Consider the following 22,446-nt stretch of genomic DNA (forward strand, 5'->3'; position numbering starts at 1 on the left):
GCTACGCTCGTTTCCATGAAACGAAGCGTGCTGACCCGCTACCGCGTCATGGCGTACGTCACCGCCGTGCTCCTCGTGCTGCTGACCCTCGGTGTGATCGGCAAGTACCTGCTGGGCATGGACGGCGCGGCGGGCTTCACCAGCATGGTCGGCATCGCGCACGGCTGGCTCTACATCCTGTACCTGATCTTCGCGTTCGACCTCGGCCAGAAGGCGAAGTGGCCGCTCGGCAAGCAGCTGTGGGTGCTGCTCGCGGGCACCGTGCCGACCGCGGCGTTCTTCGTCGAGCGGAAGGTCACCCGCCAGGTCGAGCCGCTGATCAAGGAGCGGGAAGCCACGCCGGTCGGCGTCTGAAGGTCCCCCGCCCTGGTGGCGGGGGCCACATCCGGCCTGTTCCCATCGACTTTTACTTGGACGTCCTAGTAAATTCGGTGGTATGGATGCTGACGCCATCGCACAGGGCCGCCGTCGCTGGCAGGAGCGCTACGACTCCGCACGCAAGCGCGACGCCGACTTCACCACGCTCAGCGGCGACCCCGTCGAGCCGGTCTACGGACCCCGGGACGGCGACTCCGTCGAGGGGTTCGAGCGCATCGGCTGGCCGGGCGAGTTCCCCTTCACACGCGGGCTCTACCCGACCGGCTACCGGGGCAGGACGTGGACCATCCGCCAGTTCGCCGGGTTCGGCAACGCCGAGCAGACGAACGAGCGGTACAAGATGATCCTCGAAGCCGGCGGCGGCGGGCTCTCCGTCGCCTTCGACATGCCCACCCTCATGGGCCGCGACTCCGACGACCCGCGCTCCCTGGGCGAGGTCGGCCACTGCGGCGTCGCCATCGACTCCGCCGCCGACATGGAAACCCTCTTCTCCGGCATCCCCCTCGGCGACGTCACCACCTCGATGACGATTTCCGGGCCCGCCGTCCCCGTCTTCTGCATGTACCTGGTCGCCGCCGAACGGCAGGGCGTGGACCCGGCCGTCCTCAACGGCACGCTCCAGACCGACATCTTCAAGGAGTACATCGCGCAGAAGGAGTGGCTCTTCCAGCCGGAGCCCCACCTGCGGCTCATCGGCGACCTGATGGAGCACTGCGCGCACGGCATCCCCGCCTACAAGCCGCTCTCCGTCTCCGGCTACCACATCCGCGAGGCGGGCGCGACGGCCGCACAAGAGCTCGCCTACACGCTGGCCGACGGCTTCGGCTACGTCGAACTCGGCCTCTCCAGAGGGCTGGACGTCAACACGTTCGCGCCGGGGCTGTCCTTCTTCTTCGACGCCCACCTCGACTTCTTCGAGGAGATCGCCAAGTTCCGCGCCGCCCGCCGCATCTGGGCCCGCTGGCTGCGCGACGTCTACGGGGCGACCAGCGAGAAGGCCCAGTGGCTCCGCTTCCACACCCAGACGGCCGGCGTCTCGCTGACCGCCCAGCAGCCCTACAACAACGTCGTCCGCACCGCCATAGAGGCCCTCTCCGCGATCCTCGGCGGCACCAACTCGCTGCACACCAACGCGCTCGACGAGACCCTGGCGCTGCCCAGCGAGCGCGCGGCGGAGATCGCGCTGCGCACCCAGCAGGTGCTCATGGAGGAGACCGGGATCACCAACGTCGCCGACCCGCTGGGCGGTTCCTGGTACGTCGAGGCGCTGACCGACCGCATCGAGGCCGACGCGGAGAAGATCTTCGAGCAGATCCGCGAGCGCGGCCGCCGCGCGGTCCCCGACGGCCTGCACCCCATCGGCCCGATCACCTCCGGGATCCTGCGCGGCATCGAGGACGGCTGGTTCACCGGCGAGATCGCCGAGTCCGCCTTCACCTACCAGCGGGCGCTGGAGAAGAACGACAAGAAGGTCGTCGGCGTCAACTGCCACACCGGCTCGGTGACCGGCGACCTGGAGATCCTGCGGGTCAGCCACGAGGTCGAGCGCGACCAGGTCAGCGCACTGGGCGACCGCCGCTCGGCACGGGACGACGCCGCCGTGAGCGCGGCGCTCTCCGCCATGGTCGAGGCCGCGCGGGGGACCGGCAACATGATCGAACCGATGCTGGAGGCCGTGCGGGCCGAGGCGACGTTGGGCGAGATCTGCGGCGTGCTGCGCGACGAGTGGGGCGACTACACGGAGCCCCCGGTGTTCTGACCCCGGCCCTCCGGGCCCCGGTCCTCAAGCGGTCCTCAAGCGCCGGACAGGCCGCGTCATCAGCCTGTCCGGCGCTTGAGGACGAGCGAAGCGACAACCCGGGGGCGTGTGGGGCCCCGCAGAATGGTGAAACGGGGCCCGGACGCAGTCCGGGGGAGGGGCCGGGGCCAAGACCGCCCGGCCGCTGTCGGAAGCCGCGTGGCCGCTATCCGGCGGTCGCCCCCGGCGCGCCGGTCGGCAGCGGTTCGACGCCCACCACGTGCCGGACACGGGTGGGCTCGATGAACACGGTCACCCGCTCCTCGCCGGGGATGAGCCACTCGTACGCGGTACCCAGGTAGGACTGTGCCAGCCGGTCCATGGTGCGGTCGGCCTCGGCGCCCTCCACGAAGCGGACGGCCCGTCCCCGGATCTGCACCCGGTCGAACGGGTTGGTCATGTCCGCGTGGGACAGGAACACCCGCGGCTCCCGGCGCAGGTTGCGCTCCTTCATCCGTCCCATCGAGGTGTTGAACAGCACCAGGTCGCCGTCGAGCCCCACCCACATGGGGCTCACGTGCGGTGATCCGTCGGGGTTGACGGTGCCGACGTGCCAGATGTGCGGCGCTCCGATGCGGGAGCGCAGGTCGTGCGGAATCTCGAACATGCGGGGGTCCTGCCCGGCATGGAAGTCCGCATGCCGGGGGCCCCGCGGTGAGCCCGCTCACGCCCGTACCGGCGTCGGCGGGGGGCCGGCTCGCGCCCCTACCGCGAGGTCAGCGGGGAGCCGACGCGGCTCCTAGCCCCTCCAGCAGCAGCGTGGTGAAGGTGGCCGCCCAGGCGCCGTCCACCGGGCAGTCGCTCACCAGCGACCTGTGCACCACGGCCCCGGCGATCACGTCGAAGATGAGGTCGACGACCCGCTCGGTCTCGGCTGGGTCGGCGGAGTCGCCTGGCAGCTCCCCCCGCTGCTGCGCCCTGGCCCGGCCGTCCAGGACCAGGCGCTTCTGGCGTTCGACGAGGGCCGTCCGGATCCGCCTGCGCAGCGCCTCGTCCGTCGTGGACTCGGCGATGACGGCCATCAGCGCCGTCTTGGCCTCGGGGCGGCGCAGCAGGGCGGCGAAGGAGAGGACGACGCCTTCGACGTCGGCCCGCAGGCTGCCGCCGTCGGGGAGTTCGAGTTCGTCGAAGAGGACGGCGACGGCGTCGACGACGAGTTCGCTCTTGGCCGCCCAGCGCCGGTAGAGCGTGGTCTTGGCGACGCCGGCGCGGCGGGCGACCTCTCCCATGGTCAGCTTCGACCAGCCGACCTCGACGAGCGCGGTGCGCGTGGCGTCGAGGATCGCGCGGTCCGCCGCGGCGCTGCGGGGGCGTCCGCGTCGGGGAGCGGGGCAACCTGCCATGCGCCGACCATACCGAGCGGTACGGAGACCCGAGGAGAGCGTGGAAGGCACCGTGAGGCGGATCACCGGGCAGCGCCCGTGGCCACCCTTGCGAAGCGGTTGCCCCTTCGAGATACGCTACGGGGCGTAGCGGAATGGGTGGCGGACCGACCACCGCGACCCTCGCGACAACCACCCGCCAGGTGGGGACCTGGCGACCACTGCACACGCGCCCGCGCGAAAGGGGGAGACTGGTGCCATGCAGCCACGCAACATGTCCATGAGCGGAGTGGTCGACCTCGCCGCGGTGAAGGCGGCCGGAGAGGCCAAGCAGAAGGCGGAGCAGGCGCGGGCCGACGCCGCCGAGGGCCACGGCGCCCCGGCCCCGGCCGGCCTGGTGATCGAAGTCAGTGAGGCGACGTTCGAGGCGGAGGTGCTCCAGCGCTCCGCCGAGGTCCCGGTCGTCATCGACTTCTGGGCCGAGTGGTGCGAGCCGTGCAAGCAGCTCTCGCCGCTTCTCGAACGCGTCACCCAGGAGTACGCGGGCCGCGTGCTGCTGGCGAAGATCGACGTCGACCAGAACCAGATGCTGATGCAGCAGTTCGGCGTCCAGGGCATCCCGGCGGTGTTCGCCGTGGTGGCCGGACAGGCGCTGCCGCTGTTCCAGGGGGCGGCCCCCGAGCAGCAGATCCGCGCGACGCTGGACCAGCTGATCCAGGTGGCCGAACAGCGCTTCGGTATCACGGGTCTGCAAGGCGTTCCCCAGGAGCCGGCGCAGGAGGAGGAGTCCGTCGAGCCCGAGGTGCCGGAGGACCCGGTGCTGGCCGCGGCCCAGCAGGCGCTGGACGCCGGGGACCTGTCGGGCGCCATCCAGGCCTACCGCAACAAGTTGACCGACGAGCCGGCCAACGTCGAGGCGAAGGTCGGTCTCGCCATGGCCGAACTCCTGGAGAGGGTGCAGGGTTTGGACGCGCGCCAGGTCCGCAAGGACGCGGCGGACCGGCCCGGCGACGCGGCCGCGCAGCTGCGGGTCGCGGATCTGGACATGGCCGGCGGCCACGTCGAGGACGCGTTCAGCCGGCTGGTGGACACGGTGCGCGGCTCGGCGGGGGAGGACCGGGACGCGGCGCGGGTGCGGCTGCTGGAGCTGTTCGAGGTGATCGGCCCGGAGGATCCGCGCGTCGTCACCGCGCGTGCGGCACTCGCTCGCGCGCTGTTCTGACCTGCCCGTACCGGCGGTCACACGTACGTCGGCACGCGGCGTAATTCATCGACTCAGCGACAACAGCGGCCGCACTTTGCCAAAACTTGGCAATTGCGGCCGCTGTTACTCGTCGTAACGAAATCTCGCGGAAACCTTCCGTGATGCCCGGTTGCTCCGCATGCGCACCCGCCCGATGTCCTGACCCTGTGTCGTTGCCGGTACCCTTCGGGCGGCCTTCCGGTTATCCAGCCGTTACTCGTAAGTAACGAACCCCCTTGTGTCGCGGGCTCAGATGCACCACGATCGGCCAGGCTCGGTCCATTGCCCGCAGCCCGGCAACCATTCGGCGCCCCGCAGGCGATGGGTCCCCACCGAGCGGACCGGCACCGCACCATCCGCACGCGTACCACCCCGTCCCAACCGCCGGTCCGCAAGGACAGGGGGGTCCCTGCTCCACGGCAGGGCCTGTCCTCACAAAGCAAGGTTGCGCGAGAGCGTGGCCCGTGGTTGTCGCTCGGGGGTGATCGTCGACAGCTCGGACGTGTCGTGCCAAGAACGCCGCGTGCGGGCGACGTTGGCGCTCTCCGTTCCGAGGACGTAGCTCTTCTCCCTCCCCAGCCCCGTGGCCGGGAGGTACCCCCACGGCAGGAGCGGCCCGCTGAGTACAGGCGGCACGGCTCTCCGAGCCGGAGATGTACGTCCGAGAAGGAGGAAAGTCATGGAGTCCCTGGCTCGTGGCGGGACCAGATGGAAGCGGTTCGCCGTCGTCATGGTGCCGAGCGTCGCCGCTACGGCAGCGATCGGCGTGGCCCTGTCGCAGGGCGCGTTGGCGGCGTCGTTCAGCGTCTCCGGCCAGCAGTTCAAGGTGACCGCGGACAAGCTGGACGGCGACGGCTTCGTCCAGTACGGCGCGATCGACACCACCCAGAAGGGTAAGCAGGCCGTCGCCGTCGTCGGCATGGACTCGGCGAAGATCACCAATCTCTGCCAGTCCGTCGTCGTCCCCGTCCCGGTCTTCGGCGACATATCGATGAAGCTCAGCGCCGGCGGCGAGGGCAGCCCCCGCGTCGAGGCCAAGAAGCTCTACATCGATGCCGACGACCTGAACGCCAACGCGACGTTCAAGAACATCGACATCGGCGTCAACGTGGACAAGACCACCAAGGGTCCCGGTCCGCACAACGGCGACGACTACACCAAGGGCTCCTTCTCCCAGCAGGCAGAGAGCGTCCAGTTCACCGACGTCAAGCAGCGCGCGTGGGCCACCACCGCCGGCACCTTCAAGCTCAGCGGCCTCCACCTGGCCGTCAAGAAGGGCAAGAGCGAGTGCTACTGACGTGAGCCGCCCCGCGGGTCCGGAGGCAAGAGGGGCGCCCGCTCCGCTCCGCGCTCCGGGCCCGTAGGGTCCGCTGCACCCAGCAAGATTTGTGCCAGTTCCGAGGAGCCCGTACCCATGAGTGCCGACACGCCAGCGAGGACGACGACCGGATTCGGCCACAAGCGGCAGGCCTTCCGTAACTGGCGCGGCCAGCGCCCGTTCTGGGGCGGGATGCTGACGCTGCTGGCGGGCATCCCGATCATGTACGTCCCCTACCAGAACCTCACTCTGGGGTCCTTGACCATCCGGATGTCGACGACCGCGGGCGCCGGCTCGCTGATCATCGGCGTGCTGCTGGTGGTCCTCGGGCTGACCATGTGGTTCCAGCCCCATTCGCGGGTCTTCGCGGGCATCGCCGCGATCCTGCTCGCGCTGGTCTCTCTCGTCGTGTCCAACTTCGGCGCCTTCCTGATCGGCTTCCTGCTCGGACTGATCGGTGGTGCGCTGGGCGTCTCCTGGGCCCCCGCCAAGCCGGCGCGGGCCGAACGCGGCGCACAGGACACGACCGGGACGGCGAGTGCCCCGGTGACCGCCGCCGGCGAAGAGGCACCGCCCGCACAGGACCCGGCCGCCCCCCAGCAGGGCCCCCGGGACGACACTGCAGTCTCTGAGGCGTCCCCCGCAGCCGGGGCCGACGCGCATGACGGGAACGGGAGGCACCGTGCCGGGTGACGAGGTCCACGAGGGGGAGGGCGCGCGCAGGGTCTCCGCGCCCGGCGCCCAGGGGAGAACCGGTCCCCGGCACGCGGCGCCCAGAAAACCGCTGCTGACCCGGCTCCATCTGCCGGCGGGCAAGGCCGTAGCCATCGCCGCGATGCCCTCCGCCGTCCTGATGGGCATGGGCATCACCCCCCAGCTCGCCAACGCCAAGCCCCTGCCCAAGAACCCCTTCAAGGGCGACTCCTGCGTCTCCATCACCGAGCAGCAGGAGACCGAAAAGGAGAAGCAGGAGCGCAAGGAGCGGGGCGAGAAGCTCAAGCGCGACCTCGCCAAGGCGCAGGCCGAGCGGGAGAAGGAGGCCAAAGAGGCCAAGGAGGCCAAGGAGAAGGCCGAGGGCGACAAGGCGGGCTCCGGACAGGAGGGTTCGTCGAAGAAGCCCTCCGGCTCGGACGAGGGCTCCTCCGCCCCGTCGGACGCCCCCTCGGGCTCCGAGAAGCCCTCCACGGCCCCCTCCGGCTCTTCCTCCTCGTCCTCCGACTCCTCCTCCTCGGCCGAGGAGGAGAAGGAGAACCCCTGGTACGACCCGCTGGGTCTCGGCAAGAAGCTCGACGACACCTTCAACCCGGACAAGGACAAGGAAGAGCCCGCCGAGGAGCCGGAGACCTCGCCCAGCCCCGATCCGACGCCCTCCTCGCCGTCGCAGGAGGAGGACTCCGAGTCCGGCAAGCAGCGGAAGTCCCCGGCGCCGGGCGACAGCCTGGGCGGCGACCGGTCCGAGGCGTCCGAGTCCGGGAGCCCGGAGAAGTCGGGGTCCGACAAGGACTCCCCGTCCAAGAAGGACACCCCCAAGGACTCCTCGTCCAAGAAGGATGCCAAGGGCGACAAGGGCTCCGACAAGGAGACCGGTGTCGACGAGAAGGACGGCACCGTCCGGGATTACGACGCGGGCAAGGACGCGGGCAAGCCGTTCCCCTGCCCCGAGAAGGCGGACGTCGAGGGCACCGCCGAGCAGACCCCGGCCCAGGTCGCCAACGACCCCTGGTTCCTGGAGGCCTCCTCCCTCACCCTCAAGGGCCTCGACTACAAGGGCGTCGTCAACATCACCACGCCCGACGGCAAGACCAAGCAGGCCCTCAAGTTCACCTCCAGCGGCCTCGACATCGGCGACCTCCACCAGACGGTGAAGGGCCCCGGCGGCCTCACGTACCACGTCCAGGCCGCCGAGGGATCGACCTCCACCATTCGCGACGGCGAGGTCACGATGTACACGGAAGAGCTGAAGGGCAACCTCTTCGGGCTCATCCCCATCACGTTCAGCCCGGACACCCCGCCGCCGATCAACGTCCCCTTCGCCTACTTCACCGACGTCTCGGTCAAGCAGGCGGGCCAGTTCGGCGGCACGCTCACCGTCCCGGGCCTGCACCAGTACGTGACGAAGTAGCCCGCGCCACGTCTGCGGCCTTCGCAGCATCCGAGCGCCGGGCGAGCCGCACGCCGGTTCGCCCGGCGCTCAGTTCTGTGTCCCCGGTCGCCCGAGAGGACGCGGAGGCATCGGTGTGAGGGAGAGACTTCCTCGGAGCCCGACAGCAGGGGGAGTACCGCTGCTCTCAATCCAGTTGCGGGTGCGGTCCGGGTGGTCGAACCATGGGCGTCATGAGCAGCGACTACGTGGTCAGGGAAGTGCGTGCTGAGGACTGGCCTTCCGCGAAGGAGCTACGCCTGGACGCGCTGAGAGATCCGCTGGCCCCCCTGGCCTTCCTTGAGACGTACGACCAGGCTCGGGCTCAGCCCGACGAGTTCTGGAGGGAGCGTACCGCCAAGGGCTCTGACGGAGGGCCCAACCGGCAGTTCATCGCCGAGGGGCCGGCCGGTGACTGGGCAGGCACGATGACCGTGCTGGTGGAGGAGCCGGGGACGGAGGACTTCACCGGACAGCGCGTCGAGCGGTGTCAGGCCCACCTTGTGGGGGTCTTCGTACGTGAGGGGCGGAGGGGCGGCACAGTCGCGCGGGAACTGCTGCGAGCCGCGGTCGGCTGGGCGCTGGTTCAGCAGGGCGTGAGCCGGGTGAGGCTGTTCGTGCACGAGAAGAACAGCCGTGCTGAGGCGTTCTACCAAAAGGCCGGGTTCACGCGCACCGCTGTGGTGGGCCACGAGTACGAGATGGAGTACCGCCCAACGGCGTGACCTCCCGCTGCCGCCCGTGGTCGTCGGCCTGACGCCGACTGGTTGGCTGCGTACGGTTCGCGCCGCCACCTGCCACCGCCCGCGCGGGCGGAGCCACCGAGCGGGAGTCGCTCCTTCTGCCGCTTCGGTACTGTGACGTCTCATGACCGACTCCCGCACCGAGATCACCGCGGACCTGGTCCGCGACCTGCTGCGGGAGCAGCATCCGGACCTCGCGGGGCTGGCCCTGAGCGAGGTGGCGGGCGGCTGGGGCAACCAGATGTGGCGCCTCGGGGACGAGCTGGCCGTGCGCGTGCAGCGCATGGACCCCACACCGGAGCTCCAGCTCAAGGAGCGGCGGTGGCTCCCCGTGCTGGCCCCGCGCCTGCCGCTGCCCGTACCGACACCGGTGCGGTGCGGCGAACCGTCCGAGCGCTTCCCCAAGCACTGGACCGTGATGACATGGGTCGCGGGCGAGCCGCTGGACCACGGCTCGATCAGCCGCGGCGCCCACGCGGCCGACACACTGGCGGGCTTCCTTTGGGCGCTCCACGCGGAGGCCCCCGCGGAGGCGCCGACCGCTGGGGACCGGGGCGCCCACCCCTCGAACTGCGCGGACGGCTTCGAGCAGTTCTTCCAGGCCGTCGCCCTGGGCGAGGTCGCCGACGACGTCCGGTCCGTCTGGGACGACGCCGTCGCGGCCCCCGCGTGGGAGGGGCCGCCGGTGTGGGTGCACGGAGACCTCCACCCCGCGAACGTCGTCGTCTCGGACGGAACGCTCTCGGGCGTCGTCGACTTCGGAGACATGTGCGCCGGCGACCCGGCGTGGGACCTCGCCGCCGCGTGGGTGCTGCTCCCCGCGGGTACGGCCGCACGGTTCTTCGAGACGTACGCCCACGCGGACGAGGCGGCGATCCGGCGCGCCCGCGGCCTGGCCGCCCTCAAGAGTCTCTTCCTGATGCTCATGGGAGACAACGGCGACCAGGGCCTCCCGGGCGGCAAGCCGCACTGGGGCCCGCTGGGCCGCGCGGCACTCGACCGCGTACTGAAGGGCGTGTGACGCCCGCTTGTGCGAAGGCGCCGGAACCGGTGCGCGCACGCGAAACGGGCGCTCGGCCAAAGGAACCGGTCGAGCGCCCGTTTTCGCGTGCGCGTGCGGGGCGCGGGGGGTCTCAGGCCGAGGGGTTGCCCAGGTGGTGGACGCGGACCATGTTGGTGGTGCCGGGGACACCGGGGGGCGAGCCGGCCGTGATGAGCATGGTGTCGCCCGCCTCGTACCGCTGGAGCTTGGAGAGCTCGGCGTCGACCAGCTCGACCATCTCGTCCGTGTGGTCGACGTGCTTGACGACGAACGTCTCGACGCCCCAGCTGAGGGCCAGCTGGTTGCGGGTGGCGACGTCCGTGGTGAAGGCGAGGATCGGCTGCCTGACCCGGTACCTGGACAGCCGGCGCGCGGTGTCGCCGGACTTGGTGAAGGCGACCAGGGCCCTGCCGTCGAGGAAGTCGGCCATCTCGCAGGCGGCGCGGGCGACCGAGCCGCCCTGGGTGCGGGGCTTCTTGCCCGGCACCAGCGGCTGGAGGCCGCGGCTGAGCAGCTCCTCCTCGGCGGCCTGCACGATCTTCGACATCGTCTTGACGGTCTCGACGGGGTACTGGCCCACGGACGACTCCGCCGAGAGCATCACCGCGTCGGCGCCGTCCAGCACCGCGTTGGCGACGTCGCTCGCCTCGGCGCGGGTGGGCCGCGAGTTGGTGATCATGGACTCCATCATCTGGGTCGCCACGATCACCGGCTTGGCGTTGCGGCGGCACATCTCCACCAGCCGCTTCTGCACCATCGGGACCTTCTCCAGCGGGTACTCGACCGCCAGGTCTCCGCGGGCCACCATGACGCCGTCGAAGGCCATCACGACCTCCTCCATGTTGGAGACGGCCTGCGGCTTCTCGACCTTGGCGATGACCGGTACGCGCCGCCCGACCTCGTCCATCACACGGTGCACGTCGCGCACGTCGGAGGCGTTCCGTACGAAGGAGAGCGCCACCATGTCGCAGCCCATGTTGAGCGCGAACTTCAGGTCCTCGATGTCCTTCTCGCTCAGCGCCGGCACGTTGACCGCGGCGCCGGGCAGGTTGATGCCCTTGTGGTCGGAGATGACACCGCCCTCGATGACGATGGTGCGGACCCGGGAGCCCTCCACCTCGACGACCTGGAGCGCGACGTTCCCGTCGTTGATCAGCACCGGGTCGCCCTTGGAGACGTCACCCGGCAGACCCTTGTAGGTGGTGCCGCAGATGGTCTTGTCGCCGGCCACGTCCTCGGTGGTGATGGTGAACTCCTCACCGCGCACCAGCTCGACGGGGCCCTCGGCGAAGGTCTCCAGACGGATCTTGGGCCCCTGGAGGTCGGCGAGCACGCCGATGGCGCGGCCGGTCTCCTCGGCGGCCTTGCGGACGCGGTGGTACCGCTCCTCGTGTTCGGCGTGGGAGCCGTGGCTCATGTTGAAGCGGGCCACGTTCATGCCCGCCTCGATCAGCGTCTTGAGCTGGTCGTAGGAGTCGACGGCGGGACCGAGGGTGCAGACGATTTTGGAACGGCGCATGGGGGCGATCCTATCGTTTTGTTTACGTACTGAACGATTCGGGGCGGCGGGCTCAGCCGGCGCCGCCCTCGGGCCCGGGGCCCGGTGAGGCGGTGACCAGCGCGTAGCTCTGCTCTGCGATCTCCAGTTCCTCGTCGGTCGGTACGACGGCCACCTTGACCCGCGCGTCCTCGGGCGAGATCAGCCGCGCTTCCTTCCCGCCCGCCGCGTTCAGGTCGCCGTCCACGGCCAGGCCCAGCTGTTCCAGGCCCGCCACGGCGGCCTCCCGCACGGGCGCGGCGTTCTCTCCGACGCCGGCGGTGAAGACCACGGCGTCCACTCTTCCCAGTACGGCGTAGTAGGCGCCGATGTACTTCCTCAGCCGGTGGATGTAGATGTCGAACGCGAGCCGGGCCGCCGCGTCGCCCGCGTCCACCCGGCGGCGGATCTCCCGCATGTCGTTGGCGCCGCACAGCCCCAGCAGGCCGCTGCGCTTGTTGAGCAGGTCGTCCACCTCGTCGGCGCTCATCCCGGCCACCCTGCCCAGGTGGAAGACGACCGCCGGGTCGATGTCGCCGGAGCGGGTGCCCATCACCAGGCCCTCCAGCGGGGTCAGCCCCATCGAGGTGTCCTCGCAGCGGCCCGCGCGCACCGCGGAGGCTGAGGCGCCGTTGCCCAGGTGCAGCACGATCAGGTTGGTGTCGGCTGCATCCTTGCCCAGCAGCTCGGCGGCCTTGCGGGAGACGTAGGCGTGCGAGGTGCCGTGGAAGCCGTAGCGCCGCACCCGGTGGGCGTCGGCGGTCTCGACGTCGATGGCGTAGCGGGCCGCGTGCTCCGGCATGGAGGAGTGGAAGGCGGTGTCGAAGACGGCGACCTGCGGCAGGTCGGGGCGCAGCCGCTGCGCGGTGCGGATGCCGGTGACGTTCGCCGGGTTGTGCAGCGGCGCCACCGGGACGAGCCGCTCGATCTCCTTGAGGACGGCGTCGTCGACGACCGTCGGCTCGGTGAGCTTCAGCCCGCCGTGCACCACCCGGTGTCCGATGGCCGCCAGCTCGGGGGAGTCCAGGCCGAGCCCGTCGGCGGCCAGCTCCTTGGCGATGGCGGCCAGCGCCGCGTCGTGGTCGGCCAGCTCGCCCTGCCACTCGCGCGTCTCGCCGCCGGTGGACAGCGGCTGGTGGGACACCGCCGAGGCCCCCTCGCCGATCCGCTCGGCGATCCCGGCGGCCAGCCGCGAGCGGTCGGCCATGTCGATCAGCTGGTACTTGACCGAGGAGGAGCCCGAGTTGAGGACGAGGACGCGGGTGGGGGCGGGGGTGTGGCTGGGCGGGGTGGTCACGTCAGAAGAGCCTTTTCGTAGGGGCAGGGGGCAGGGGACACCGGTGCCGTTCAGGCGCCCGGGCCCGGGGCGTCGGCCTGGGCCTGGACGGCCGTGATCGCGACGGTGTTGACGATGTCCTGCACCAGCGCGCCGCGGCTCAGGTCATTGACGGGCTTGCGCAGGCCCTGGAGGACGGGGCCCACGGCGACGGCCCCGGCCGAGCGCTGCACGGCCTTGTAGGTGTTGTTGCCGGTGTTCAGGTCGGGGAAGACCAGCACGGTCGCCCGCCCCGCCACCTTCGAGTCCGGCAGCTTCGTGGCGGCGACCGAGGGATCCACGGCGGCGTCGTACTGGATGGGGCCCTCCGTCAGCAGGTCGGGGCGGCGCTCGCGGACCAGCTCCGTGGCCCGCCGCACCTTGTCCACGTCGGCGCCGGAGCCCGAGGTGCCCGTCGAGTACGACAGCATCGCGATCCTGGGCTCCACCCCGAACCTGGCCGCGGTGGTGGCCGACTGGATCGCGATGTCCGCGAGCTGTTCGGCGTCCGGGTCGGGTACCACGGCGCAGTCGCCGTAGACCAGCACGCGGTCGGCCAGGCACATGAAGAAGACGGAGGAGACGGTCGAGGCACCCGGCTCGGTGCGGATGATCTCGAAGGCGGGCCGGATCGTCGCCGCCGTGGAGTGCACGGCGCCGGAGACCATGCCGTCGGCCAGCCCTTCCTGGACCATCATCGTGCCGAAGTACGACACGTCGGCGACCACGTCGTGGGCCAGCTCATGGGTCACGCCCTTGTGCGCGCGCAGCTTCGCGTACGAGGCGGCGAACCGCTCCCGCAGCGGCGAGGTCTGCGGGTCGACGATCCGTGCGGTGGCCGAACCGCCGGTCGCGGGCGCCTCTCCGTCGGCCGGCAGGTCGAGGCCGACGCTCAGCTCGGCGGCGCGCTTGCGGACGGTCACCGGGTCGCCGAGCAGCGTCAGGTCGCAGATGTTGCGCCGCAGCAGCACCTCGGCGGCGCGCAGCACCCGCTCCTCCTCGCCCTCGGGCAGCACGAGGTGCTGCCGCCTGGCGGCCCCGGCCCTGGAGCGCTCCACCAGCTCGTGCTCGAACATCATGGGCGTGACGCGTGCGCTGCGCTCCACGGCCAGCCGCTCGGACAGGCGCGCGGTGTCCACGTGCGTCTCGAACAGGCCCAGTGCGATCTCTGCCTTGCGCGGAGTGGCGGCGGTGAGCTTGCCCTCCAGCGACAGCAGGGCGTCCGCGGTCTCCATGGAGCCCTCGGTGACGACGAGCACGGGCGTGCCCGGTGCCAGCCGGGAGGCCAGTGCGAGCGTCTGTTCCCCGGGGTGCTCGTCCAGGGTGAGCAGGACCCCGGCGATGGCGGGGGAGCCGGCCGAGTGCGCTGCCAGCGCGCCGATGATCAGGTCGGAGCGGTCGCCGGGGGTGATCACCATGCAGCCTTCGGTGAGCGCCGGCAGGAAGGCGGGCAGGTGGGCGCCGCCGAAGACGAGGTGGCGGACGTCGCGGGAGAGGCCCGCGTGGTCCCCGAGCAGCACCTGTGCGCCGGTGGCCTCCTTGATCTGGGTCACGGTGGGCGCGGCCAGCGCGGGCTCCTCGGGCAGCACGTACACCGGTTCGGGCAGCCGCTCGCTCAGGCCCCGCACGGCCTCGGCGGCCGCCGGTTCCGCGACCCGGTTGGCGACCATCGCGATCAGGTCGGCGCCGAGGGAGGCGTAGGCGTGGTGGGCGTTGCGCACCTCGGCGACCACGGCGTCCGGGGCCTGGTCGTGGGCGGCGACGACGGGCAGGACGGCGGCCCCGAACTCGTTGGCGAGCCGGGCGTTGAGGGCCAGCTCGGCCGGCAGCCCGGTGTCGGCGAAGTCGGTGCCCAGCACGAGGACGGCCTCGTAGGGGTCGGCGACCCGGTGGTAGCGCTCCAGCAGGCGCGATATCAGCTCGTCCGTGCCCTGCTCGGCCTGGAGCGTGGCCGCTTCCTCGTAGCTCATGCCGAAGACCGAGGAGGCGGGCTGGGAGAGCCGGTAGCGGCTGCGCAGCAGGTCGTAGAGGCGGTCGGGGCCGTCGTGCACGAGCGGCCTGAACACCCCCACGCGGTCCACCTGCCGGGTGAGCAGTTCCATGACGCCCAGCTCGACGACCTGGCGGCCGTCGCTGCGTCCGATGCCGGTCACGTACACGCTGCGCGCCACGCGCTGTCTCCTCCGGGTCGCGGTCCGCTTCGTTTCGCTTCGTTCTTCCGGAAACCACCGGTCTTCCGGAGACCACCGACAAGGGTACGGCTATACCCTTGACAATACCTGCGCTTGTCGCTATATCGCTCGCCAGGGCTGAGCCGGGGCCCGGCACGCCGGTGCCGGACCCCGGACCCGCCACGGCGGCCCGGGAGCGGGGCGTGCGTGGGGCCGGCGGCCGCCCCGCCCCTGCCCTGCGACGGCGGCGCGGGCCCGGGTCCGCATGCTGGGCGGGGCCCATGCTCGCGCCTTCAAGACGTGAAACAATCGCACCGGCTCACATGGACCAGTGGCACCGGACAGTGAGGTCCGATCGTGCCCCAAGCGGCCCGTCCCCGGGCGGGCGCCCGTTCCCAGGCGGGCATCTACGGAGCAGGAGAAGCGAACCCCATGCGCATCGGAGTCCTCACCGCAGGCGGAGACTGCCCCGGTCTCAACGCCGTGATCCGATCCGTCGTGCACCGTGCCGTGCACGACCGCGGCGACGAGGTCATCGGCTTCGAAGACGGTTTCAAGGGCCTGCTGGAGGGCCGCTACCGACCCCTCGACATAAACTCCGTCAGCGGCATCCTCGCCCGCGGCGGCACCATCCTCGGCTCCGCCCGCCTGGAGCGCGCCCGGCTCCAGGAGGCGTGCAACGACTCCGAGGAGCTGATCGAGCGCCTCGGCCTCGACGCGCTCATCCCCATCGGCGGCGAGGGCACGCTGACCGCGGCCCGCATGCTCGCGGAGATCGGCCTGCCGGTGGTCGGCGTGCCCAAGACGATCGACAACGACATCTCCGCCACCGACCGCACCTTCGGCTTCGACACCGCCGTCACGGTCGCCACCGAGGCCATGGACCGCCTCAAGACCACCGCCGAGTCGCACCAGCGCGTCATGGTCGTGGAGGTCATGGGCCGGCACGCGGGATGGATCGCCCTGGAGGCGGGCATGGCGGGCGGCGCGCACGCCATCTGCATCCCCGAGCGCAACTTCGAGGTCGACGACCTGGTGAAGATGGTCGAGGAACGGTTCGCGCGCGACAAGAAGTTCGCGATCATCTGCGTCGCCGAGGGCGCCCACCCGGCCGAGGGCTCCATGCCGTACGAGAAGGGTGTGATCGACCAGTACGGGCACGAGCGCTTCGCGGGCATCGGCAACCGGCTCGCGGTCGAACTGGAGCACCGCCTCGGCAAGGAGGCCCGCCCCGTCATCCTCGGTCACATCCAGCGCGGCGGCACCCCCACCGCCTACGACCGGGTGCTCGCCACCCGCTTCGGCTGGCACGCCGTCGAGGCCGCGCACCGCGGCGACTTCGGCCACATGACCGCGCTGCGCGGCACGGAGATCGTCATGGCGCCGCTCGCCGACGCGGTGACCGAGCTCAAGCGGGTGCCGCAGAACCGCATGGACGAGACCGAGGCGGTCTTCTGAGCAGAGGCCCGCGGGCGCCACGGCCCGCGGGCTGACGCGGCCCCTCCGGTCCAGGCGCACATCGCGGCGGGCGGCTACTTCGGCGCAGTGGAGAGCGTGCGTACCCGGTGCCATGCGCCGTCCTTCCGCTCGTCGACCCAGACGGGGCGGTCCGCACCCGGGCCGTCGGCCAGCCGGTAGTGGCCCAGCAGGCCGTCCGCCGAAGCGCCGGCCAGCTTCGGGCGCACGCGGTCACGGGCCTGGCCGACGGTCGGCTCGCCGTCCAGCACGGGTCCCAGCTGCTCGGCGGCCAGCAGCGTCGCGTCGTACAGCTCGGCCGCGCCGCGCAGCCGCAGCAGCTTCTTCAGCGAGGCGGGCGCGGAGCACAGCTTCGGCGTGTGCGCGCAGTCCGGCTTCTGCGTCTCGTCGCGGAAGGAGCGGAAACGCAGCGTTCCGTCGGGAAGTTGCCGGTCCCTGCGCGCGTCCTCCGCGACGTCGTCGGAAGGGTTGCAGGCCGCGTACCTGCCGCCGTGAAGCACGATCTGTTTCCCCTCCGCGCGGGCTGCCCGTGCCCACGCCGCCGTTTTCCCGTCGTCCGCCGACACATCGTTGGGCAGCACCACGCCGTCCGAGTCGTACCGGCGGATCGCCCGGCGCACGTCGGGCTCGCTCTCCAGCGGCTCGTCGGGCGCGACGGCCTTGACGCCTGAGGAGTTGAAGTCCGCTGCCTCCACAGCGGCCTCGTTGGAGACGAGGAGCGCGCGAACGCCGTGCTCTCGGCGCAGCTCGTCGGCCTCGACGCCGGCGAGACCGGCCTCGGACACCGAGAGGGACGCGCCACTCACCGGCCAGTCGGCACGGCAGGAGTCCAGCGTGGGAACCCTGGCGTCGGGGTGGTCGGCGTCACCGGACGCAGCGGCGGTCTTGCCGACCAGCGCCACCATGGAGGGGTGCTCGCGCAGCACGTCGGAGCCGGTGGAAGTGTTCGTGTCGACCGGTACGACGCGCAGCGGGATCTTCTCGCCTCGCCGGCGCTCCACCTCGTCGACCGCGACCCTGGCCACCCGGGCGAGCTGTTCGGACGCGGCCTGCGGGTCCTGGAGGGGCAGCGCGACACCGACGCCCAGTTCGTAGGTGTCGGGGGTCAGCCTCTCCGCGATGTCGAGGGCGGAGCTGCCGTTGCGTGCCGGGGTGTCGTTCTGATGGGTCAGGGCGATGGAGGAGCCGAGGATGAGGGCAGTGGCGGCGACCCAGGCCGCCCGCCGCCAGAGCGCCTTCTTCTCGCGGGCCGTCCTGCGGACCGGCGGACGAAGCCGCGGCTCACGGCCGTTCCGCCACACGTACGGGTCGGCGGGGCCGATCCGGGCCGGGACCGGGGCCGGGGCTGGGACCTGGCCGTGCCCCGCACCGGCCACCGTGCCCGCCGCGGTCCGGGGCTGCGCCGGGGCTGCTGGGGCCACCGGGGCTGCCGGTGCGGCCTTGCGGGGTGCCTCCGGCTTGCGGAAGGCCGCGGGTGCGGCGCGCCTCGGCTGCCGCTCGCCGGAACCGGCGGTGGAAGGGGACGCGCTCTCCTGCGAAGGGCCCGGTGCCGCCCCCGGGCCCGCCTCGCGCGTCTCCGTCCGCGGCTCGTGCTCTGCCGCCGGCGGCGTCCCGCGGTCGGGTACCCGGGGCGTACGGGAGGCCGTGCCAGTGCGGCCCTCCTGCTCCGGTCCGGCGGGGGCGGCGCCGCGCGCCTGAGCGCCGGATCCGGCGACCTCCCTGATGCGCGCCAGCGCCTCGGACGCGTCCGCCGGGCGGTCCTCGGGGTCACGGGCCATCAGGTCCAGGATCAGCCGGTCGACGCCCCAGGGCAGGGCCGCACGTGCGCGACTGGGGCGCAGGGGCACGTCGTTGAGGTGGTTGTACATGACGCCGGCCGCCGAGCCGGTGTACGGCGGGCGCCCGACGAGGAGTTCGTAGAGCACGCAGCCGAGCGCGTACAGGTCGGTGCGCCCGTCCACGCCGGACTGCCGGAACTGCTCGGGGGCCATGTACAGGACGCTGCCGAAGGGCATCTGGCCGGTCGTCGTCAGCTGCGGGTCGCTCGACCGTGCCTCGGTGTACTTGGCGATGCCGAAGTCGACGACCTTCGCGCGGCTGTGCCCCTCCTCGCCCTCGACCATGATGTTGGCCGGTTTGATGTCGCGGTGGACGACGCCCGCCGCGTGTGCGGTCTCCAGCGCGCGGCACACGTCCGCGCTCCAGCGCAGCGCGTCGGCGAGCGGGACGCGTCCCGCCTCACGCAGCACCTCGTGCAGGGACGGGCCGTGCACGAGTGCCATGACGAGGAACGGGGTGGCGGCCCCGTCCGAGGTGTCGGTGCCGTGGTCGTGGACGGCGGCGATGTGCGGGCTGTCCAGCGCGGCGGCGGAGCGGGCCTCGCGCCGGAAGCGGCCCAGCAGTTCCTCGTGCCCGGTCTCCTCGGCGGTGCCCTCCTGCGGCCTGAACACCTTGACGGCGACCTCGCGGCCCAGCGTGGTGTCGCGGGCCCGCCACACCTGCCCCATGCCGCCGGAGCCGAGGGGTTCGATCAGCTCGTAACGGTCGTTCAGCCGGCGCCCTCGCATGGGCACATGTTAAGGCGTGTTTTCGAACGCCCGCCCGGCGCCTGTGCGGGCGCCGCCCGCAGTTGGTCGCCGTACCGGTAGATCATCACGGGCGGCTCGCCCTCGCCCCGCTGCTCCAGCAGCACCCGGTAGATGAACGGTGCGGGTCCGGCCACCTGTACGACGCAGCCCGCCTTGCCGGTCTTGGCGTCCCGCACCCGATCGCCCTCCGACCACATGTCACACGCTCCGCAAGGGCGGCGTGGCGCCGCGCGGTTCACTGTGCGCGCGGCGCAGGTGCGCGCCGTAGAGCGCCTCCAGGTCGGCCTTCGGCCGGGGGTCGCCGGCCGCCCGACGGATCATCGTCCGGTACCACGCGCAGTCGGCGCAGTCCGGTTGTGCGCTTTCCCGTCCCTCGGATTCCGGTTCGGCCTGTGTCATGACTACTCCCGCCCATCCCCTGCGAGTTGGTGACTTTCTGTGGTGAGGACAACACGGAGAGGGCTAACGTGGCTCGGGTTGAACCCATTTGTTCACCATGGCCACGGCGTGGGCCTTGAGCCCCTGACACCAAAGGACCGGGTCAGACATGGCGAAGAAGCAGCTTCGCGAGACAAGGTTGAACGTGCCGCAAGGCGGTGCCTTGGGCGAGGACGTACGACGCGTTCGGGAGGCGCGGGGTATCTCGCAGAGTGGATTGGGCGGCGCGACGGGCTACAGCAAGAGCTACGTCAGCAAGGTCGAATCCGGCTCGGTCTTCCCGTCCGAGCGATTCGTGAAGGGGTGCGACAAGGCGTTCGGCACAGGCGACCTCTTCGCCCGGCAGCATCGCCGCATCAGCGAAGGCGAACACCCCGCCTGGTTCGCGCCGTTCATTGAGACGGAGCGGCTGGCCGACACCATCGAGGACTACTCGACGCTCTTCATCTTCGGATTGCTCCAGACTCCGGCGTACGCGCGCGCGGCGCTGGAGGCGTCCGCCCCCGGGGCGGACCCGCGGGACATCGAGGCCAAGGTCGCGGGTCGCATACGGCGCCAGGCAATTCTGGAGCGGGAAGACCCGCCTCGCGTATGGGTCGTGCTGCACGAAGCGTGTCTGCGAGCGAACGTCGGGACACCCGAGGTGATGGCGGAACAACTGCGCAGCCTGCGGGAGGCGGTACGGCGTTTTCCGACGCTGACGCTCCAGGTGCTGCCGCTGGCGGCCTCGGCCGCCGCGAGGGCAACACCCTTTACCCTGCTGAGCTTCGAGGATCGGCGGCCCTCGGTGCATGTGGAAGGACCGATGGGAGGTCGGCCGTACGACGACAGGGGGGCGGTCACTGTGTCACGCGGTGTCTACGATCACTTGCGAGCATGCTCCCTCGGTGCGCATGCTTCGTTAGATCTCATCGACACTGCTAGGGGAGCGCATGAACGACAGGCCCGTTTGGATCAAGTCCAGCCACAGCGATGGGGGCGGCGGCAATTGCGTGGAGTGGGCGCCGGGGCTCGTGTGCGGCGGCGGCCGGGTGCCGGTGCGGGACAGTAAGGACACTGGTCGTGCGCCGTTGTCGTTCTCGTCCGCCGCCTGGGCCGCCTTCGTCGGAGGCGTGAAGCACTCTGCGGACTCGTGAGCGCGGCCGGCCATCGGCCACCGTCTTGGGGCGTCGGCAGTGTCGTCCTGCGCACCGCACCCGGTCAGCAGGGCCGCCGCGAGTCCCGCACCGACGGCCGTCGCGAGGCACATCCGCGTGGTGAGCCGTCGCCGGACGCCCCGGGCCAGTTCGGGCCGTCCGCCCGCACGCGCCGCCCCAGGCTGCTGTTCTCCCACTACCGTCACTGCCCGGTCGCCCTCCGGTGCGTAGAGGCCCTACGGGGTCACACACGGCCTGCGGGGCCGGGCTACCGCCCCGTCTTCACTGTTTCTGCATACCTCGGATGACCGGTACGGCGAAAAGGTTCACGTCGTCACCGTGCCCGGGCGAGCCCGCGGCGAACAGCGCGCCCGCTGCCTCCCGGGTCTCCGGGGCCGTCGCCGGCACGTACGCCTGGCAGCTGACCGACACCCCGCCGTGGGCCCTCCCCACAGCAGCAGGGCGCCGATCGCCGACGGTGAGCACTCGGCACCCGTTCGCGGCGCGGACCGTGCTCGACGCCGAGGAGTTGGCGCGGGCCCCGCTGATCCGCGCCGCGCCGCCCGCTCCCGCCTACTGGAGGGGCTGTCAGGCGCCGCTGCGCACCCCTGGTGGCCTCGCGGTGCCGCGCGGACCCGCCGTGACCACGCTTCAGGAGGGGCTGGCGACCGCCGCTGCGGGCGGTGGCGCCATGCTGCTGTGCCGGCCGACAGCTCAGACGCATGTCCGTTCGGACCTGGCCTTCGTACCGGTCTCCGGGCTCGGCTTCTCCGAACTGACCCTGGTACGGGGCCGGGGCGGCGACACGGCCGTGGTCCGCGCCTTCGTGCCGGCCGTCACGGAAACGGCCTCGGAGACCGTGCCGGACCCGCCGAGGACACGCTCCCCGGTCGGCCCGTGACCGATCCGCCTCGGCGTGAAGACCGTCATGAAACTGCAACCTTGCCCGGAACCGGCAGGCGGCCACGGCCACGACCTGGGCTCCTGCGGCCGTGCCCGGATGGTGCGGAACTGTTCGCTCCGGAGGAAGAGTTGGATATTCCGGGGCGGGTGTATCCCGGGTTGTGGAGGCGAGTACCGTGCTGTCACCCGCCGTGTGGATTTTGTGCGCGGCGTGGCCCTACCGGAAGGAAAACGATGACAGCACTGCGCCTCAGATGGCAGCGGTCGATCGCCATCGCGGCGACCGGTGCCGCGGCGTTCGTCGGCACCGCCATAGCGGCCGCCCCCGCCCAGGCACACACCCCCGGGTGGTCGGTCACCTGTGACTCGGTCTCCATCGACCTGAAGGCCTACGCCCAGAGCGGCAACAAGGTCACGGTCAAGGCCGGTGACAAGGTCCTGATCAGCGAAGACTTCGGCGCTTCCTTCAACAAGAAGGTCGACCTGCCCGAGCACGACAAGCCGCTGACGGTGACGGCCCAGGTCGTCGCCTCGGACGGCGACCAGTACAGCTGGGGCCCGCAGACGAAGACGTCACCGGTGTGCGACACCCCGGCGCCGACCCCGACCCCCAGCGAGTCGGAGTCCACCGAGCCCTCGCCCAGCGCCACCCCTTCGCAGAGCGCGAGTGAGAAGCCCGAGCCGAGCGCGCCCGAGAGCAGCTCCAGCGCCCCGGCGGCCAAGCCGCAGGGCGGTGGCGAGGACCTGGCGGAGACCGGTTCCTCCAGCAACACCCCGATGATCGCCGGGATCGCGGCCGCCGTGGTCGTGGCCGGTGGCGGTCTCGTGTTCTTCGCGCGCAAGCGCCGTTCGTCCCACAGCTGAGGGCGGACCCCGTAACACCGCCCGGCGGCCTGTC

At 71.4% G+C, this 22,446-nt stretch carries 21 protein-coding genes; 13 read left to right on the plus strand and 8 right to left on the minus strand.

The window, feature by feature from the left end:
• Window positions 1-15 precede the first annotated feature (15 nt).
• Window positions 16-354 carry a DUF3817 domain-containing protein gene (locus tag DQ392_RS04100; protein WP_114014082.1) on the plus strand — a complete coding sequence of 113 codons (339 nt, stop codon included), beginning with the start codon at window positions 16-18 and terminating at the stop codon, window positions 352-354.
• An 82-nt stretch (window positions 355-436) separates the two neighbouring features.
• Window positions 437-2,137 carry a coenzyme B12-dependent isobutyryl-CoA mutase large subunit gene (gene icmA / locus DQ392_RS04105; protein WP_114014083.1) on the plus strand — a complete coding sequence of 567 codons (1,701 nt, stop codon included), beginning with the start codon at window positions 437-439 and terminating at the stop codon, window positions 2,135-2,137.
• A gap of 205 nt (window positions 2,138-2,342) precedes the next feature.
• Here the strand turns inward: icmA and DQ392_RS04110 are convergent, their stop codons facing one another.
• A complete protein-coding gene (locus tag DQ392_RS04110; RefSeq protein ID WP_114014084.1) occupies window positions 2,343-2,783 on the minus strand; it encodes a PPOX class F420-dependent oxidoreductase in 441 nt (146 codons plus the stop codon).
• 109 nt (window positions 2,784-2,892) lie between these two features.
• The gene (locus DQ392_RS04115) at window positions 2,893-3,519 is read right to left on the minus strand and encodes a TetR/AcrR family transcriptional regulator (protein ID WP_114014085.1); all 627 of its coding nucleotides are present in this window, start codon (window positions 3,517-3,519) and stop codon (window positions 2,893-2,895) included.
• A 238-nt stretch (window positions 3,520-3,757) separates the two neighbouring features.
• Here DQ392_RS04115 and DQ392_RS04120 point away from each other — a divergent pair, with 238 nt between their 5' ends.
• The 6 genes from DQ392_RS04120 to DQ392_RS04150 all read left to right on the plus strand — a co-directional run bounded on the left by DQ392_RS04120 (window position 3,758) and on the right by DQ392_RS04150 (window position 9,963).
• On the plus strand, window positions 3,758-4,720 hold the full coding sequence (locus DQ392_RS04120) for a tetratricopeptide repeat protein (protein WP_114014086.1): 963 nt from the start codon (window positions 3,758-3,760) through the stop codon (window positions 4,718-4,720).
• A 700-nt stretch (window positions 4,721-5,420) separates the two neighbouring features.
• Window positions 5,421-6,038 (plus strand): DUF6230 family protein, encoded by a 618-nt coding sequence (locus tag DQ392_RS04130; protein WP_114014087.1) that lies wholly within the window; start codon window positions 5,421-5,423, stop codon window positions 6,036-6,038.
• A 117-nt stretch (window positions 6,039-6,155) separates the two neighbouring features.
• Window positions 6,156-6,752 carry a DUF6114 domain-containing protein gene (locus DQ392_RS04135; protein ID WP_114014088.1) on the plus strand — a complete coding sequence of 199 codons (597 nt, stop codon included), beginning with the start codon at window positions 6,156-6,158 and terminating at the stop codon, window positions 6,750-6,752.
• Window positions 6,742-8,181, plus strand: coding sequence for a hypothetical protein (locus DQ392_RS04140; RefSeq protein ID WP_114014089.1), 1,440 nt, complete (start codon window positions 6,742-6,744; stop codon window positions 8,179-8,181). Before DQ392_RS04135 ends, DQ392_RS04140 begins: the two co-directional genes overlap by 11 nt.
• Before the next feature lie 212 nt (window positions 8,182-8,393).
• The gene (locus DQ392_RS04145; protein WP_342774907.1) at window positions 8,394-8,924 is read left to right on the plus strand and encodes a GNAT family N-acetyltransferase; all 531 of its coding nucleotides are present in this window, start codon (window positions 8,394-8,396) and stop codon (window positions 8,922-8,924) included.
• Window positions 8,925-9,066: 142 nt separating this feature from the next.
• Window positions 9,067-9,963 (plus strand): aminoglycoside phosphotransferase family protein, encoded by an 897-nt coding sequence (locus tag DQ392_RS04150; protein WP_114014091.1) that lies wholly within the window; start codon window positions 9,067-9,069, stop codon window positions 9,961-9,963.
• Between the two features lie 112 nt (window positions 9,964-10,075).
• Here DQ392_RS04150 and pyk read toward each other — a convergent pair whose 3' ends face one another.
• Genes pyk through pta form a run of 3 tightly spaced genes read right to left on the minus strand, consistent with a single transcriptional unit; the run spans window position 10,076 to window position 15,007 of the window.
• Window positions 10,076-11,503, minus strand: a complete 1,428-nt coding sequence (gene pyk, locus DQ392_RS04155) for a pyruvate kinase (RefSeq protein ID WP_114014092.1) — start codon at window positions 11,501-11,503, stop codon at window positions 10,076-10,078.
• 52 nt (window positions 11,504-11,555) lie between these two features.
• On the minus strand, window positions 11,556-12,818 hold the full coding sequence (locus DQ392_RS04160; protein ID WP_114014093.1) for an acetate kinase: 1,263 nt from the start codon (window positions 12,816-12,818) through the stop codon (window positions 11,556-11,558).
• Window positions 12,819-12,868: 50 nt separating this feature from the next.
• Window positions 12,869-15,007: a phosphate acetyltransferase gene (gene pta / locus DQ392_RS04165; protein WP_114014094.1), complete on the minus strand. Its 2,139-nt coding sequence runs from the start codon at window positions 15,005-15,007 to the stop codon at window positions 12,869-12,871.
• 432 nt (window positions 15,008-15,439) lie between these two features.
• Here pta and DQ392_RS04170 point away from each other — a divergent pair, with 432 nt between their 5' ends.
• On the plus strand, window positions 15,440-16,465 hold the full coding sequence (locus tag DQ392_RS04170) for a 6-phosphofructokinase (protein WP_114014095.1): 1,026 nt from the start codon (window positions 15,440-15,442) through the stop codon (window positions 16,463-16,465).
• Window positions 16,466-16,539: 74 nt separating this feature from the next.
• On the opposite strand, the gene DQ392_RS04175 is transcribed toward DQ392_RS04170, so the two are convergent.
• The 3 genes from DQ392_RS04175 to DQ392_RS04185 are packed head-to-tail and all read right to left on the minus strand — an operon-like array spanning window position 16,540 to window position 19,470.
• The gene (locus DQ392_RS04175) at window positions 16,540-19,050 is read right to left on the minus strand and encodes a protein kinase domain-containing protein (protein WP_114014096.1); all 2,511 of its coding nucleotides are present in this window, start codon (window positions 19,048-19,050) and stop codon (window positions 16,540-16,542) included.
• Complete coding sequence (locus DQ392_RS04180; RefSeq protein WP_114014097.1) at window positions 19,032-19,268, minus strand: hypothetical protein; 237 nt, start codon at window positions 19,266-19,268, stop codon at window positions 19,032-19,034. The genes DQ392_RS04175 and DQ392_RS04180 overlap by 19 nt, the downstream gene beginning before the upstream one ends.
• Before the next feature lies 1 nt (window position 19,269).
• Window positions 19,270-19,470, minus strand: coding sequence for a hypothetical protein (locus DQ392_RS04185; protein ID WP_114014098.1), 201 nt, complete (start codon window positions 19,468-19,470; stop codon window positions 19,270-19,272).
• 148 nt (window positions 19,471-19,618) lie between these two features.
• On the opposite strand from DQ392_RS04185, the gene DQ392_RS04190 reads away from it, so the two are divergent.
• The 4 genes from DQ392_RS04190 (at window position 19,619) to DQ392_RS04205 (ending at window position 22,412) form a co-directional block, all read left to right on the plus strand.
• Window positions 19,619-20,560 (plus strand): helix-turn-helix domain-containing protein, encoded by a 942-nt coding sequence (locus DQ392_RS04190; protein WP_114014099.1) that lies wholly within the window; start codon window positions 19,619-19,621, stop codon window positions 20,558-20,560.
• The gene (locus DQ392_RS35020) at window positions 20,502-20,645 is read left to right on the plus strand and encodes a DUF397 domain-containing protein (RefSeq protein ID WP_342774908.1); all 144 of its coding nucleotides are present in this window, start codon (window positions 20,502-20,504) and stop codon (window positions 20,643-20,645) included. The genes DQ392_RS04190 and DQ392_RS35020 overlap by 59 nt, the downstream gene beginning before the upstream one ends.
• A 478-nt stretch (window positions 20,646-21,123) precedes the next feature.
• Window positions 21,124-21,546, plus strand: a complete 423-nt coding sequence (locus tag DQ392_RS04200) for a LysR substrate-binding domain-containing protein (protein WP_342774909.1) — start codon at window positions 21,124-21,126, stop codon at window positions 21,544-21,546.
• A gap of 236 nt (window positions 21,547-21,782) precedes the next feature.
• Entirely contained in the window at window positions 21,783-22,412 is a 630-nt protein-coding gene (locus tag DQ392_RS04205; RefSeq protein WP_114014102.1) for an LAETG motif-containing sortase-dependent surface protein, read from the plus strand.
• Window positions 22,413-22,446 lie beyond the last annotated feature (34 nt).

Source organism: Streptomyces reniochalinae, assembly GCF_003323735.1.
Taxonomy (GTDB): domain Bacteria; phylum Actinomycetota; class Actinomycetes; order Streptomycetales; family Streptomycetaceae; genus Streptomyces; species Streptomyces reniochalinae.

What these genes read in the sequence shown, in the direction of transcription:
- DQ392_RS04180 (WP_114014097.1), bottom strand. Translation starts at nt 19,268, where the DNA reads ATGTGGTCGGAGGGCGATCGGGTGCGGGACGCCAAGACCGGCAAGGCG.
- DQ392_RS04130 (WP_114014087.1), top strand. Translation starts at nt 5,421, where the DNA reads ATGGAGTCCCTGGCTCGTGGCGGGACCAGATGGAAGCGGTTCGCCGTC.
- pyk (WP_114014092.1), bottom strand. Translation starts at nt 11,503, where the DNA reads ATGCGCCGTTCCAAAATCGTCTGCACCCTCGGTCCCGCCGTCGACTCC.
- DQ392_RS04190 (WP_114014099.1), top strand. Translation starts at nt 19,619, where the DNA reads ATGGCGAAGAAGCAGCTTCGCGAGACAAGGTTGAACGTGCCGCAAGGC.
- DQ392_RS04205 (WP_114014102.1), top strand. Translation starts at nt 21,783, where the DNA reads ATGACAGCACTGCGCCTCAGATGGCAGCGGTCGATCGCCATCGCGGCG.
- DQ392_RS04110 (WP_114014084.1), bottom strand. Translation starts at nt 2,783, where the DNA reads ATGTTCGAGATTCCGCACGACCTGCGCTCCCGCATCGGAGCGCCGCAC.
- DQ392_RS04120 (WP_114014086.1), top strand. Translation starts at nt 3,758, where the DNA reads ATGCAGCCACGCAACATGTCCATGAGCGGAGTGGTCGACCTCGCCGCG.
- DQ392_RS04170 (WP_114014095.1), top strand. Translation starts at nt 15,440, where the DNA reads ATGCGCATCGGAGTCCTCACCGCAGGCGGAGACTGCCCCGGTCTCAAC.
- DQ392_RS04115 (WP_114014085.1), bottom strand. Translation starts at nt 3,519, where the DNA reads ATGGCAGGTTGCCCCGCTCCCCGACGCGGACGCCCCCGCAGCGCCGCG.
- DQ392_RS04185 (WP_114014098.1), bottom strand. Translation starts at nt 19,470, where the DNA reads ATGACACAGGCCGAACCGGAATCCGAGGGACGGGAAAGCGCACAACCG.
- DQ392_RS04135 (WP_114014088.1), top strand. Translation starts at nt 6,156, where the DNA reads ATGAGTGCCGACACGCCAGCGAGGACGACGACCGGATTCGGCCACAAG.
- DQ392_RS04150 (WP_114014091.1), top strand. Translation starts at nt 9,067, where the DNA reads ATGACCGACTCCCGCACCGAGATCACCGCGGACCTGGTCCGCGACCTG.
- DQ392_RS04175 (WP_114014096.1), bottom strand. Translation starts at nt 19,050, where the DNA reads ATGCGAGGGCGCCGGCTGAACGACCGTTACGAGCTGATCGAACCCCTC.
- DQ392_RS04100 (WP_114014082.1), top strand. Translation starts at nt 16, where the DNA reads ATGAAACGAAGCGTGCTGACCCGCTACCGCGTCATGGCGTACGTCACC.
- DQ392_RS04145 (WP_342774907.1), top strand. Translation starts at nt 8,394, where the DNA reads ATGAGCAGCGACTACGTGGTCAGGGAAGTGCGTGCTGAGGACTGGCCT.
- icmA (WP_114014083.1), top strand. Translation starts at nt 437, where the DNA reads ATGGATGCTGACGCCATCGCACAGGGCCGCCGTCGCTGGCAGGAGCGC.